The organism is Paludisphaera sp., from assembly GCF_037189885.1.
Classification (GTDB): Bacteria; Planctomycetota; Planctomycetia; order Isosphaerales; family Isosphaeraceae; genus Paludisphaera.
The window spans coordinates 49,395-62,502 of sequence record NZ_JBBCIR010000023.1; the positions used below are offsets into that span (position 1 = coordinate 49,395).

Below are 13,108 nucleotides of genomic sequence, written 5' to 3' on the forward strand. Positions count from 1 at the left end.
TGATCCGCCGCCCGGCCTTTCGGTTCCGGCGATTCGGGAGCCCCGGCGAGCGTTCCCCGTCAGTCGAGGGCGCGGACGGCTTCCAGCACGGCGTCGGCGTGGCCGGGGACCTTGACCTTGGGGAACACCCGGGCGACGTTGCCCTCGCGGTCGATGATGTAGGTCGTCCGCTCCACCCCCATGTACTTGCGCCCGTACATGCTCTTCTCCTTCCACACGCCGTAGGCCTCGCAGACCGTCTTGTCGACGTCGGCCAGCAGCGTGAACGGGAGTTCGTGCTTGGCGATGAACTTGGCATGCGAGGCCGCCGAGTCCGGGCTGACACCCAGCACCACCGCCCCCACGGCCTGGAAGTCCGGGAAGCCGTCGCGGAACGCGCACGCCTGCTTGGTGCAGCCGGACGTGTCGTCCTTCGGGTAGAAATAGAGGACGACTGGCGAACCTTTCAGGTCCGACAGCTTGACCTCGTCGCCGTCCTGATCAGGAAGTGAGAAGTCAGGTGCCTGCTGCCCTTCGAGAACCATTTGCAGTCCCTTGTTGGCATCGTCTATGCGTCTGTATAATAGTCTGGGATTCTGATCGTAGACTCTCTAATAGTCGACACAACGAAGTTCATCCAGTCCGATTTCTGCCAAAGTTTGGGCCGGCCTCTCCTGAGCTTATTTAAGTCGAAACTAAATCCGGAATAGGAGCCCTGACCGTGTACGGACGATGGGAGATTGACAAGGGCTTTGACAATTTGCTTGCAAACGAGGCAATCATCCGAGGGGCCGAAGAGGCGAACGAAGATACGACTCGGATGAGAGCTATCGACACGCTACTGTTCGATGTTCTGGGTTGGGATAAGAATAAAGTAGAGACAGAGAAATACTGTCGTCTTCAAGGGTATGCCGACTATGTGTTCAAGCGCGACTCTATGACTCCGCTTGTACTTGAAGCAAAGAAAAACGGAGAGACGTTCCTACTACCCGACCGCTAATACTCGACCAGGCCGTATTCGTTCAGCCTGATCGCGAATGAATGCAAAGAGGCTGAAGCCGCGCTCATCCAAGCGGTAACCTACTCTACCATTCACGGATCGAGATACGTCTGCATTAGCAACGGCCACCAATGGATCCTGGCTCTCAGCTTCGTCGCAAACCAACCACTGAGCAGCCGATCAGTGTTTGTGTTCGAATCCTACGATGCGATCAAGGCGAGGTTCTCTCAGTTTTGGCGATGCTTTAGCCCCGAGGCCATCTACACGAACGCTCCTGCGGCGGAATTGCTCGAGACCAGAAAGGCTCCAGCACCAGCCAAGCTTTCGACCCAAATCAGGAACTACCCGGCCCCCGCCGACCGCAATATCATAATAAACGACCTAAGCCTCATACTGCACATCTTATGGGAAGAGGTCAACCGCCAGGAGACCAAGCACTTTCTGGAGGAATGCTATGTCATCCCGGAGACGTCGGAAGACACGCTATTGATCGCCAAGGAACTATTGGAATTGCGGCAACAGTCTGACGAGTTGCAATCCAATCAGGCTATGGATGCCAAGAATTTGCCTAACCTTGTGGCGGGCTATTCACCCGAGAAGCCTGTAGTCGTCCTTGGCCGCATAGGGCACGGCAAGTCCACATTTCTAAAGTATCTGAGACTCGTCAAGGCGGTAGAAGTCCTCAAAAAGTACCTTCAAATTCAATTCGACTTCGTCCATCGCCCAGGTGACAAGAGCGAGGTGGGCGACTACTGCTTCGAGCAAGTTGAGTTACAGCTTCTAGCCTTAGATCCTCCAATAGATATTATGAAAGACAGCTTTGCCAGAAGCGTCCTGGCGTACGACATCAATCGATTCAAGGAAACTACCGAAGCCAAGAGATATGAGCTGGGTACTCCAGAGTACAAAGACATTGAAGTAGAACATATAAAATCACTCCAGTCGAACAGACACAACTATCTCAGCAAGGTCTTCAGACACCTGCGCAAAGGACGCAACTACTCGATTGCTATTTTCTTCGACAACCTTGATCGGCGTAACGACCAGATACAAGAGGAGGCGTTCCTCCGGGCTTCGGCCATGGCTCGCGATTGGGGTTGCCTCGTATTCGTCTGCCTACGCCCAAGCACTTTCTATTTGTCAAGGGAGGGAGGAGTTCTAGACTCCCTGGCACCTAAGGCCATTACCGTCCCGTCTCCAAAAGTTTCGGCCGTGTTGAAGCGAAGATTCAAGTTTGCGAAGCGGATCGCGGGGGGCGAGTCCATCCCCGGGAATGAAGAAAGAGCCGCAATGCTTGGAGCTGGATTGGCAATGGACTTGCCTCGTGCAGCGCGATTCCTGGAGACTTGCGAGTATTCATTTGGTAAAAACAAGAAGCTGATAGCCCTGTTCGAGGCTACTTGCAATGGAAACATACGACGACTTCTCAACTCGGTCGAGACCATGCTCACTAGCAGCCACTTCAACACGAAAAAGATTCTAAAGAAGCTTGACGCCAAACCGGACGAACTATACACGATAGCAGACCACGAGGCGTTAAGGGCGCTATTGCTCATAAACAGCTTTCACTACGACCCGCGAAAATCAATCTTCATCAACCTGTACGACATACATCACGCGGACCCGATGGAACACTTCTCAAGACTTCTTGGCATCAACTTTCTGATTCGGGCGAGCCAAGAAGGGTCCCGCAGAGGCTACTGCTCGGTTGAGGATGTCTCAAACTATCTCTGCCAGATGGGCTATTCCGATGTCCACGCAATGGAAACCGTGAAGGCTCTGCACGGCAAGAAATGCTTGGAGGCGAGGATACCTGACGAAGACGAGAAAAAGATCGCTTTAGAGGAGGTCCGCGTAACGGACTTGGGCCGATACACAGCAACCAACTTGGCAAAAACATTCGAATATCTAGACGCCGTGGTGGTCGACACCCCGATCACGTCGGACCGCGCACGATCCAAGATCAAGGACGATCTATCAATTCTCCACCGCGTCGAGAGAGCGAAAGTGTTTCTACAATACCTAAATGATTGCAGCGAAAGTCTGCAAGACGCGGACGCATCACGATTGTGGAGCGATATTCACACCGCTCTCCAAGCCAGCATACGCGGCGTTTACGAACGCGCCTCACAACCTCGTAAGGACGAGGACGACTAAATATTTGGGGCTTACATACAAATCGCCTCATAGCGATTGTGCCGTCCGTGAGGGTCAATTCGCCGGTGCCGTGGTTGCCGCTTCATCTACCTCCTTATCCACCCTCCGCCACCTGTCGTCGTCGCAGAACTCCGAGGGCAGGAGAGCCTTCCTAGCCACCGGGCAGCCACGCTTGGCACAGGTGCCGCTGGGGTGCAAGAACGGACAACCCTTGCAAATCACCAGCTGGGCCTTAACCTCCCCCTCGCCCAGGATCTCGAACCCGCTCCTCGCACCCCGGGCCATCGCCCTCGTGAAATGCTTCGCCCGCTCCCACAGGGAAGGCATCCCCCGGCCCTTCACCGCACTCCAACCGCAAGAGCCGCAACCGCCCGGGATCGTCACCACAGCCCTCTACCGGGTAGAAATAGAGGACGACGGGCGAACCTTTCAGGCTTGAGAGGGTCGTCTCCCGGCCGGACTGGTCGGGCAGGGTGAAGTCGGGGGCGGGCGTTCCGGGTTCGAGCATCGCGGCGGCTCCGATTGGGAAGCGGCCCCGCGCCGGGACGGGACGGGGCGGGGCGGATGTCCGGTTGTAATCGGGGCGATGCGAACCGTCGAGAGGAGGGTGGACGTGGGGCGCGTGGAAGTCTTCGACCATACGGCCGACCTGGGCCTGCGCATCGAGGCGGGCGACCTGTCGGACCTGTTCCGGACGGCGGCCGAGGGGCTTTTCGACGTCGTGACCGCGGACCGCTCGACGATCGAGCCGCGCGAGGACGAGCCCGTCGAGCTGTCGGCCGACTCGCCCGAGCAGCTCCTGGTCGACTGGCTCAACGAGCTGATTTTCCGCGTCGAGACCCGCCACGCGCTCTACGCGCGGTTCGACGTGACGGTCGCCGCCGACGGCCGATCGCTCCGCGGGTCGATCGCCGGCGAGCCGATGGACGCCGAGCGCCACGTCCTGGACCACGAGGTCAAGGCGGCCACCCACCACGCCGTGGTCGTGGAGCGCGCCGGCGACGGCTGGCGAGCCGAAGTAATCGTGGACATCTGACAACATACTCGGGGTATATCTAATGTTGCGTGTGGGGGAGTCACCGCTATGATGTTGGCGCGCTGCCGTTGGCGGAATGGCGCGGGCGTCGCGGTGGCCGCGACGCTTCCCTCCTGATCCCTGGAAGCGAGAGCGTTGAACCTGATGAAATTCACGAGGAAGGCCGCGATGGCGGCGGTCTTGATCGCGGTCCTGAACGGCGTCGCGGCGCGGGCGGGGTCGCTGCTGGATCTGGTGCTGGTGCTCGACGGGTCCGGCAGCATCTCGAACAGCGAGTTCACGCTGCAGCGAGAGGCCTACGCGAGCGCCTTCGAATCCCAGCAGATCCTGGACCTGGTCCGATCGGCGGCGCCGTCCGGGGGCCTGCGGCTCGCGGTCGTCGTGTTCGCCACCTCGGCCAGGACGGCGATCGACTGGACCCCGCTCACGAGCGAGGCGGACTCGCTGGCCTTCGCGTCCGCCTTCCGGCAGGTGGGCCGCTCGGGCGTCGGCAGCGGGACCAGGATCGACCTCGGCCTCGATCAGGCGTGGACGCTGTTCGACGGCCTCGACGATCCTAGCGACAACCTGATGGTCGACGTCTCGGGCGACGGCACCTCGAACGCCACCACCACGCGCGCCGCCCGCGATCGCCTGGCGGCCCTGGGGGTCGATCGGATCAACGGGCTGGCGATCGGCACCGCGACGATCGCGAATTTCTATCGCGACAACGTGATGCACGGCGACGACGCCTTCGTGCTCCGCGTCGACACGTTCGACCTCTTCGAGCAGGCGATCTATCGCAAGCTGGAGATCGAGATCGGGTCGGTGGTGGTGCCGGAGCCCTCCTCGATCGTCATGGCGACGATCGGCCTGGCCCTGGCGACGGCGGCGGGCGCGAAGGCGCGGCGACGGCTCGCCCTCGGGGCCTGACGCCGGCGCGTGGGGCGTTTCCGGCCCGCGTGTGTCGACGCGGGCCGGGTATCCCTCCGAAGGCGATGCCTCGGCTCGTTCAGACGCGTTGGATCCGCTCGATCGGGATCTCGTGGCGGGCGAGGAATTCGTCGGCCTCGTGGCGGCGGAAGACGCCGGGGGTGGCGCCGACCTCGCGGACGCAGCTGGCGCCGACGGCGCTGGCGAGGGTGAGGCATTCCATCTCGGACTTGCCTTCCAGCAGGCCGACGATGTAGCCGGCGTTGAAGGCGTCACCGCCGCCGGTGCCGTCGACGAACGGGACGGGGAAGGCCCCCATGCGGACCTCGTTCTCGTCGGACAGCGAGACCAGGCCGCCGTCGCCCATCGTGATCACCACGCGGCGGGCGCCCATCTCGCGGAAGGCGCGGGCCTGGCGGATCGGGTCGTGCTCGCCCAGGATCAGGGCGGCCTCGTCGGTGTTGGGCTTGAAGACGTCGGTGTGGGGGAGCACCTGCTTCAGCGGCTCGACGTAGTTCCCCTCGCCGGGGGTGACGACGTCGAGGACGGTGTGGCCGCCCGCCTTCCGCACGCGGTCGAACCGCCGGGCCAGCTCGGCGCCGTCGAGCTGGGGGAGGATCAGGAAGTAGCCGATGTGCAGGACCTTCGGCGGGGTGGAGATCGCCTCGTCCATGTCGGCCGCGACGTAGCCGCGGTTGGCGCCCAGGGTGTGGATGAAACGACGGTCCTCGCCCTGGACGTTGACGATGAGGGTCTGGCTGGTCGGCAACTTGGGGTCGGTCGTGATGAACTCGGTCCCGACGCCGCCGGACCGCAGCGACTCGACGATGAACCTGCCGAAGGCGTCGTCGCCGATCCGGGCCGAGACCGAGACCGGCACCCCCAGCCGCCCCAGCGCCATGCTGGTGTTCGCCGCGCCGCCGCCGATGTTCAGGGGAAGTTCGTCCACCGCGATCAGCTCCCCCGCGCGCGGCAGCCGGGGGATCGGGGGCGTCAGGTGATCGACCAGGACCATCCCCGCCGAGATGACCGGCGGGCGGGAGGAGGGAGAGGGAGGCGTCGACACGGCTGGATGGTCCCCGCGAAAGTCACCGGATCTGGCTCGTCGCGCCCGTCGCATCGGGCGGCCTCCACCATACCAGCGCGGGCGGGCGGAGCAAGGCGCGAGCCGGGCGACCGCGGATCGTCAGGGCCGCGCCGTTGCCGCCATCATCCAACCGGCTGCCGCCGGGCACCGGCGTCGGCGAGGAGCTTCCTGGCCGCCTGGAGGAGTTCGTCGTCCTCCAGGTTCCAGATCGCCCCTTCCTCGTCGCCCCGGGCCAGCATGGCGAGATTGGCCATCAACTGACCGAGTCGATACTCGGGGCAAACTTCGCTCAATTCCTCCAGGACGCTCAGCAACTCGCGCCGTCGTGGGTCGAGCATGGCGGGCGGCCTCCGGCGTCCTTCTCGTGATATCGCCAAGATGATCCAAGGGCCGGATGAGAGGAGGTCCCGCCGGCTCTCGGTCGGTCCCCCCTCATCCGGCCCTTCGGGCCACCTTCTCCCACGAGGGGAGAAGGGCGGTTATGCTGGCATGCGAGCGGCGGCTTGCCGCCGCGATCGGGCCGGTTCAAGTCGTCGCTCAGCCCGGATCGTCCAGCGAGGCGACGACCTCGTCCCCCTGGGGTTCCTTGGCGGGGACGGAGTTGGATTCGGGCTCGGGCTGGCCGGGGCGGGCGCCGATGAGCTTGGTCAGCTCGGGCTCGGTGAGGACTTCCTTCTCGATGAGGGCGTCGGTGACGCGCTCCAAGGCGTCGCGGTTCTCCTCCAGGAGGTTGAAGGCGTGCTGCTCGGCCTCGCGGAGGATGCGGGCGACTTCCTCGTCGATGATCTGCTGCATGTGCTCCGAGTGGTCCCGGGGCTCGGACATCTCGCGGCCGAGGAACGGGTGCTCGGCACCGGATCGGAACGAGACCGGGCCGACGCGGTCGCTCATGCCCCACTGGGTCACCATCTTGCGGGCGAGCCGGGTGGCGTGGTCGAGGTCCTGGGCGGCGCCGGTGCTCAGGTCGTTGTAGATCAGCCGTTCGGCCGCGCGGCCCCCCATCGCGGTGTACAGGCGCGCGAGGATCTGGCTCTCGTGATAGCTGACGCGGTCTTCCTCGGGCATGAACTGGGTCACGCCCAATGACCGGCCGCGGGGGATGATCGTCACCTTGTGGACCGGGTCGGAGCGGGGGGTAAGCCAGCCGACGAGCGCGTGGCCGACCTCGTGGTAGGCGGTGGCGCGCTTGTCGCGATCGGTGATGACCTCCTCGCGCTTGGCGCCGAGGATCACCTTGTCGAGCGCGGCCTCCATGTCCTGGTCGTCGACGGCGGCCTTGTCCTCGCGGGTGGCGAGGAGCGCGGCCTCGTTGACGAGGTTCGCCAGGTCGGCGCCGCTCATGCCGACGGTGTTGCGGGCGATCCGGTCGAGATCGACGTCGGCGGCGAGGGGGACGTTGCGGGCGTGGACCTTGAGGATCTCCAGCCGGCCCTTCTTCGTCGGCAGGTCGACGGTGACGTGGCGGTCGAACCGGCCGGGACGGAGCAGGGCGGGGTCCAGGACGTCGGGGCGGTTGGTGGCCGCCAGGACGATGACGCTCTCGCTGGGGGAGAAGCCGTCCATCTCCGTGAGGATCTGGTTGAGGGTCTGCTCGCGCTCGTCATGCCCGCCGCCGAGGCCCGCGCCGCGGATCCGGCCGACGGCGTCGATCTCGTCGATGAACAGGATGCAGGGGCTGTTCTCCTTGGCCGTCTTGAACATGTCGCGGACGCGGCTGGCGCCGACGCCGACGAACATCTGGATGAACTCCGAGCCGGAGATGGAGTAGAACGGCACGCCCGCCTCGCCGGCCACCGCGCGGCCGAGCAGCGTCTTGCCGGTTCCCGGCGGGCCGACCAGCAGCACGCCCTTGGGGATCCGGCCGCCGAGTCGCTGGAACTTCTCCGGGTTCTTCAGGAACTCGACGATCTCCTGCAGCTCGGCCTTGGCGTTCTCCAGGCCGGCGACCTCCTCGAAGGTGGTGCGCTGCTTGGACTTGTCGTGCCGCTTGGCGGGGCTCTTGACGAAGCTGCCGAGGATGCCGCCGTCGAACTGGTCGCGGGCGCGGCGCATCATCAGGTAGATGAAGCCGAGGGCCAGGAGCATGGGGAGGAGGAAGAGCATCCAGACCATGCCCCACACCTGGTTGGTCGGGGTGGACTCGATGCGCACCGGCTCGGCGCCGGCCTTGGAGGGCTTCTGGCTGAGCTTCTCCACCATGGGCAGGATGGCCCGCTCGGAGGGGAAGTGGGTGACGAACTTGCGGACCTCGATCTCGTTGGTCGCGGTCGGCGTCGTGCGATACTTACGCGGCTCGCGCAGCTCGCCCTGGATCTCCAGCCCCATCAGCGAGACGCTCTTGATGTTCTCGGCCTCCACCTGGTCCAGGAACCAGGGGGCGTAGGGGACCGGGGTCTCGGTGGGGGGGACCAGGTTGTAGAAGATGATGGCGAAGCCCGCCAGCAGGACCGCCCAGAGCCAGGGCGGCGTCGACGGCCCGGCGGCGCCGTTGGGCTTCCGAGCCGGCGGGGGCGTGGGCCGTCGGGGCGATTCCTGCTGCTGAGGTCGGTTCTCCATGCGGTCTCACTCGTCAAGGATCGGTCGGACTTCCAACGTTCTCGTCACCTGGCGCGGGGCGCGGGCCTGGCGCGCTCACTTGGGAATTGTAGCGAAGATCGGCCCGAAGGTCATGGGGTAGGGAGGCGCGAGGGTCCGAAGAAAATCCACGAGCGAGGAAGTCTCGCGATCCGGCCGGGGGATCGGCCCGGCCGACGCGCGGCGAGACGGGGCCGGCGGGAGGCGAGCGGGGACAACTCAGGCCCCGGCCCGCCTCGCCGCGCCGCGGCGAATCAGTAGATCACCATCGACCCGCCGCCGATGACGCGATATCGGACGCCGCCGTAAGTGATGATGTAGCCCACCGGCGAGCCCAGGTAGATCGTAGGGACGGCGTACACCCTCGGCGGCGGGAAAGGCCCGCGGCCGCCCCGGCCGTAGCCCGGCCCGTATCCGCCCCACCCATGCCCGCGGCCGTGGCCATAACCGGGCCCATGGCCGACCCACCCGCGACCGGGGCCCCAGCCGCCGTGGGGATGATGGCCGCGACCGGGGCCATGGCCGCCGTGAGGGTGATGACCTCGGCCGGGCCCGTATCCGCCCCACCCCTGGGCGTTGGCGTCGGCCCCAGCGAAGGTCAGGAGGATCCCGAACGCCACGGCCGCCGCGAGACTCGTCAGACGACGCATGATGCACCTCGCTTTCGTGTCCGATCCGAAACCCGATGTGACTCATCGGCCAAACTCACCATGATCGGGCGGCCCCGACCGGTGACAGCGCGGGACATTAACGTTAGCTTATGGTTCCATCGGGCGATCGCGCCGGCGGGGATGGGGCGCCGGCGACGGGGCCTGGCGTGGCCCCACGCTCGACGCGAGGCGTCGCCGAGACGACCCGCCGGCGGTACGATGGGGGAGCGCCCGCGGCGAGGCGGGTGGTCTCCTGGGTTCGAATGGGTGGAGGCGTCGTTGAGACCTGGACGGGCGGGGCTGGAAGCGATCTTGCGCGATTGCGGCGTGGAGCTGTCCGGCGAGCAGTATGACGCCCTGTGGAGCTATCACCAGATGCTCCGCGCGGCGAACGCGTCGCTGAACATGACGCGGATCCACAACTTCGAAAACATGGTGCTGAAGCACTACGTCGACAGCCTGCTGGTCCTGGACTTCCTCGACCTCCCGTCGCCGATCATCGACATGGGGACCGGCCCTGGCCTCCCCGGCGTGCCGCTGAAGATCGCCCGGCCCGACGTCCACATGATCCTCTGCGAACCCCGGTCGGCCCGCGTGGAGTTCCTGTCGCAAGTTTGCGAGACGTTGGGGCTCTCGGGCGTGGAGGTGTACGGCCACAAGCTGGGGCCCGACTACCCCGGCCACGTGAAGGGGGTCATCACCCGCGCGGTGGCGTCGATCGCCGAGACGTTCGAGCGCGTCGCGGCCTGCATCGAGCCCGGCGGCCGGATGATCTTCATGAAGGGGCCAGGCTGCGACCCCGAGATCGACGAGGCCCGGGAGGACTGGTCGGAGTGGTTCCACCTGGAGATGGACCACGCCTACACGATCCCCGGCACCACTCATCACCGGCGGCTGGTCGTCTACGAGCGCACCCAGGCCGACCCGCCGCTGGCGGAGAAGGACTCGTCGGCGCGCGCCGCTCGGTCGTTCGGCGGGGTGGTCCGCGAGATCACCAGCGAGTCGAACGCGACGTATCGGCTGCTCGCCGACCTGCTGACCGGCCGGGGGGTCCGCAAGCACGGGCTGGCGATCCTGTCCGGGCCGAGGATCACGGCGGAGGTGGCGGAGAAATTCCCCGACCGCGTTGAAGGCTGGATCACCGACGCCGACGGCCCGCCGCCGGCCGACGCCTCGTGGACCTGGCATCGGCTGTCCTCGACGCTGTTCAAGGCGCTCGACGTGGCCGGGACTCACGCGCCCTTGCTGCTGGCGAGGGCACCGCGAATCGAGGCGTGGTCGGACGAGTCGGACTGGCCGGCGGGCTGCACGCTGTTCGTGCCGTTCCAGGACCCGGAGAACGTCGGCGCGGTGATCCGGTCGGCGGCGGCGTTCGGCGTGCCGCGCGTGGTGCTGCTCCAGGAGGCCGCCCACCCGTTCCACCCCCGCGCGAGCCGCGCCGCGGGCCCGGCGCTGTTCCAGGTGGAGCTGATGGCGGGGCCGTCGATCCGCGACCTGGCGTCGGCCTCCCGCCCGCTCATCGCGCTGGACGCGTCGGGCGAGCCGCTGGAGGCCGAGCCGTTCCCGGAGACCTTCGGCCTGGTGGTGGGCGTCGAGGGCCCCGGCCTCCCCGACCGCCTGCGTCGCGGCCCCAGGCGGCGCGTGCCCATTGCCGACGGGGTCGAATCGCTCAACGCGTCCGTGGCGACGGCCGTGGCGCTCTACGCGTGGTCGAAGACGCGGTGATATCGCCCTACTTCTTCCGCGCCTCGCGGACCAGATGGGGCAATTCCGGCAGGACGATCCTGGTCATGGCCAGCTCGACGGCGGCGCGGGAGCCGGGCATGACCAGGACGACGGTGGAGTCGAGCAGGCCGCCGACGGCCCGGCTGAGGATGCACGCCGGGCCGATCTCCTGATAGCTGAGCATCCGGAACAGCTCGCCGAAGCCGGGGATCGTCTTCGTCAGCAGGGCGGAGACCGCCTCGTACGTCCGGTCGCGGGGGCTGACGCCGGTGCCGCCGGTGACGAGGACCGCGTCGACCGCCGGCGCGCCGGGGCATCGGCCGGCGTGGGTGCCGAGGAACTCCCGCAGCGGCTCGGGCTCGTCGGGGACGATCGCGCGGGCCGCGACGCGATGGCCGGCGGCCTCGGCCAGCTCGACGATGAGCGCGCCGGACCTGTCGTCGGCCTCGGCGCGGGTGTCGGAGACGGTCAGGACGGCGAGGGTCAGCGTGGCGGGGGCTTCCGCGCGATGCTGGTCGACGCTTGGGCTGTTGGTCACGGTCGCGCCTCGGTCAGGCCAGGATGGATCGGACGACCTCGCCGGAGACGTCGGTGAGGCGGAAGTCGCGGCCCGCGTAGCGGTACGTCAGGCGCTCGTGATCGAAGCCCAGCAGGTGCAGGATGGTGGCGTGCAGGTCGTGGACGCTGGTGGGGTCCCGCACGGCCTGGAAGCCGAAGTCGTCGGTCGCGCCGTGGGCCGTCCCCCCCTTGATCCCGCCGCCGGCCATCCAGACGGAGAAGCCGTAATGGTTGTGGTCGCGCCCCAGCGCGGCCTTGCCGCCTCCGTCCAGCTCCACCGTCGGCGTGCGGCCGAACTCGCCGCCCCAGATGACGAGGGTGTCCTCGAACATGCCGCGTCGCTTCAGGTCGGCGATCAGCGCGGCGATGGGGCCGTCGATCTCCGCGGCGCGGGCGCGGTGGTTCTGGGCGATGTTGGCGTGGTCGTCCCAGGGCTGGCCGGCGCCGTGCCAGAGCTGGACGTAGCGCACGCCGCGCTCCAGCAGCCGGCGCGCGATGAGCGTCTGGCGGCCGTGGACGGTGTCGCCGTACATCTCGCGGACGGACTCCGGCTCCAGCCCGACGTCGAAGGCGTCGGCCGCCTCCATCTGCATGCGGAAGGCGGTCTCGAACGACTGGATGCGGGCGTCGAGCCGCGCGTCCTCGCGGGCGCGGCGGTGCTCCTCGTCGATCGCGCGGAGGAGGTCGAGTTGCCGCCGCTGGGCCTCGCGAGCGGCGTGGGGGCTGCGGATGTTCTCGATGAGCCGGTCGATCTCGCGATGCCTCGGGTCGACGAACGTCCCCTGGTAGACGCCGGGTAGGAAGCCGTTGCTCCAGTTCTCGGCGTCCTTGATCGGGTAGCCGCCGGGGCACATGGCGACGAAGCCGGGGAGGTTCTCGTTCTCCGTCCCCAGGCCGTACATCACCCACGCGCCGACGCTCGGCCGGGCCTGCACCGAGTCGCCGCAGTTCATGAGCATCAGCGACGGCTCGTGGTTCGGCACCTGGGCGACCATCGAGCGGATCACGGCGATGTCGTCGGCGTGCTCGGCCGTGCGGGCGAACAGCTCGGAGATCTCCAGGCCGCTCTCGCCGTATCGGCGGAACTTGAACGGCGAGGCGAACGCCGCGCCGGTCTTGCGCTCGGTGGCGAGGTTGGTGGGGATCTCCCGGCCGTCGTACTTCGCGAGGGCCGGCTTGGGGTCGAAGGTGTCGACGTGGCTCGGGCCGCCGTTGAGGAAGAAGTGGACGACGCGCTTCGCCTTGCCGGGGAAGTGCGGCCGCCTGGCCGACAGCAGGCCCCCGGGCGAGGCGCCGGCCGCCAGCGCCCCCTCGTCCCCCAGAATCGATGCCAGGCCGAGCGCCCCCATCCCCAGCGCGGAGGTCTTGAGCATGCGGCGGCGGCTGAACGCGGACGGCCCGCGGGGATCCTCGAACATCGTCCGGCCCTC

At 66.5% G+C, this 13,108-nt stretch carries 13 protein-coding genes; 5 read left to right on the forward strand and 8 right to left on the reverse strand.

The window, feature by feature from the left end:
- Positions 1–59: 59 nt before the first annotated feature.
- Positions 60–524: a thioredoxin-dependent thiol peroxidase gene (bcp, locus tag WG209_RS09145; protein WP_337174719.1), complete on the reverse strand. Its 465-nt coding sequence runs from the start codon at positions 522–524 to the stop codon at positions 60–62.
- 176 nt (positions 525–700) lie between these two features.
- Here bcp and WG209_RS09150 point away from each other — a divergent pair, with 176 nt between their 5' ends.
- Positions 701–979 carry a hypothetical protein gene (locus tag WG209_RS09150; RefSeq protein WP_337174720.1) on the forward strand — a complete coding sequence of 93 codons (279 nt, stop codon included), beginning with the start codon at positions 701–703 and terminating at the stop codon, positions 977–979.
- Between the two features lie 189 nt (positions 980–1,168).
- Complete coding sequence (locus tag WG209_RS09155; protein ID WP_337174721.1) at positions 1,169–3,136, forward strand: hypothetical protein; 1,968 nt, start codon at positions 1,169–1,171, stop codon at positions 3,134–3,136.
- 232 nt (positions 3,137–3,368) lie between these two features.
- Here the strand turns inward: WG209_RS09155 and WG209_RS09160 are convergent, their stop codons facing one another.
- Positions 3,369–3,776, reverse strand: a complete 408-nt coding sequence (locus WG209_RS09160) for a redoxin domain-containing protein (protein WP_337174722.1) — start codon at positions 3,774–3,776, stop codon at positions 3,369–3,371.
- On the opposite strand from WG209_RS09160, the gene WG209_RS09165 reads away from it, so the two are divergent.
- Positions 3,750–4,172 (forward strand): archease, encoded by a 423-nt coding sequence (locus WG209_RS09165; RefSeq protein ID WP_337174723.1) that lies wholly within the window; start codon positions 3,750–3,752, stop codon positions 4,170–4,172. The genes WG209_RS09160 and WG209_RS09165 overlap by 27 nt on opposite strands.
- Before the next feature lie 144 nt (positions 4,173–4,316).
- A complete protein-coding gene (locus tag WG209_RS09170) occupies positions 4,317–5,084 on the forward strand; it encodes a DUF1194 domain-containing protein (RefSeq protein WP_337174724.1) in 768 nt (255 codons plus the stop codon).
- Between the two features lie 79 nt (positions 5,085–5,163).
- On the opposite strand, the gene WG209_RS09175 is transcribed toward WG209_RS09170, so the two are convergent.
- The 4 genes from WG209_RS09175 to WG209_RS09190 all read right to left on the reverse strand — a co-directional run bounded on the left by WG209_RS09175 (position 5,164) and on the right by WG209_RS09190 (position 9,395).
- Positions 5,164–6,150: a carbohydrate kinase family protein gene (locus WG209_RS09175; RefSeq protein WP_337174725.1), complete on the reverse strand. Its 987-nt coding sequence runs from the start codon at positions 6,148–6,150 to the stop codon at positions 5,164–5,166.
- A gap of 143 nt (positions 6,151–6,293) precedes the next feature.
- On the reverse strand, positions 6,294–6,509 hold the full coding sequence (locus WG209_RS09180; protein WP_337174726.1) for a hypothetical protein: 216 nt from the start codon (positions 6,507–6,509) through the stop codon (positions 6,294–6,296).
- Between the two features lie 199 nt (positions 6,510–6,708).
- The gene (ftsH, locus tag WG209_RS09185) at positions 6,709–8,727 is read right to left on the reverse strand and encodes an ATP-dependent zinc metalloprotease FtsH (RefSeq protein WP_337174727.1); all 2,019 of its coding nucleotides are present in this window, start codon (positions 8,725–8,727) and stop codon (positions 6,709–6,711) included.
- Between the two features lie 272 nt (positions 8,728–8,999).
- Complete coding sequence (locus WG209_RS09190; RefSeq protein ID WP_337174728.1) at positions 9,000–9,395, reverse strand: hypothetical protein; 396 nt, start codon at positions 9,393–9,395, stop codon at positions 9,000–9,002.
- Between the two features lie 279 nt (positions 9,396–9,674).
- Between WG209_RS09190 and rsmG the strand changes: the two genes are divergently transcribed.
- Positions 9,675–11,120 (forward strand): 16S rRNA (guanine(527)-N(7))-methyltransferase RsmG, encoded by a 1,446-nt coding sequence (gene rsmG / locus WG209_RS09195; protein ID WP_337174729.1) that lies wholly within the window; start codon positions 9,675–9,677, stop codon positions 11,118–11,120.
- A gap of 7 nt (positions 11,121–11,127) precedes the next feature.
- Here the strand turns inward: rsmG and WG209_RS09200 are convergent, their stop codons facing one another.
- The gene (locus tag WG209_RS09200) at positions 11,128–11,658 is read right to left on the reverse strand and encodes a molybdenum cofactor biosynthesis protein B (protein ID WP_337174730.1); all 531 of its coding nucleotides are present in this window, start codon (positions 11,656–11,658) and stop codon (positions 11,128–11,130) included.
- A 13-nt stretch (positions 11,659–11,671) separates the two neighbouring features.
- Positions 11,672–13,096, reverse strand: coding sequence for a DUF1501 domain-containing protein (locus tag WG209_RS09205; protein WP_337174731.1), 1,425 nt, complete (start codon positions 13,094–13,096; stop codon positions 11,672–11,674).
- Positions 13,097–13,108 lie beyond the last annotated feature (12 nt).

Excerpts from the sequence above, each read along its gene's own strand:
- WG209_RS09180 (WP_337174726.1), bottom strand. The coding sequence starts at position 6,509 with ATGCTCGACCCACGACGGCGCGAGTTGCTGAGCGTCCTGGAGGAATTG.
- WG209_RS09160 (WP_337174722.1), bottom strand. The coding sequence starts at position 3,776 with ATGGTCGAAGACTTCCACGCGCCCCACGTCCACCCTCCTCTCGACGGT.
- WG209_RS09170 (WP_337174724.1), top strand. The coding sequence starts at position 4,317 with ATGAAATTCACGAGGAAGGCCGCGATGGCGGCGGTCTTGATCGCGGTC.
- ftsH (WP_337174727.1), bottom strand. The coding sequence starts at position 8,727 with ATGGAGAACCGACCTCAGCAGCAGGAATCGCCCCGACGGCCCACGCCC.
- WG209_RS09205 (WP_337174731.1), bottom strand. The coding sequence starts at position 13,096 with ATGTTCGAGGATCCCCGCGGGCCGTCCGCGTTCAGCCGCCGCCGCATG.
- bcp (WP_337174719.1), bottom strand. The coding sequence starts at position 524 with ATGGTTCTCGAAGGGCAGCAGGCACCTGACTTCTCACTTCCTGATCAG.
- WG209_RS09190 (WP_337174728.1), bottom strand. The coding sequence starts at position 9,395 with ATGCGTCGTCTGACGAGTCTCGCGGCGGCCGTGGCGTTCGGGATCCTC.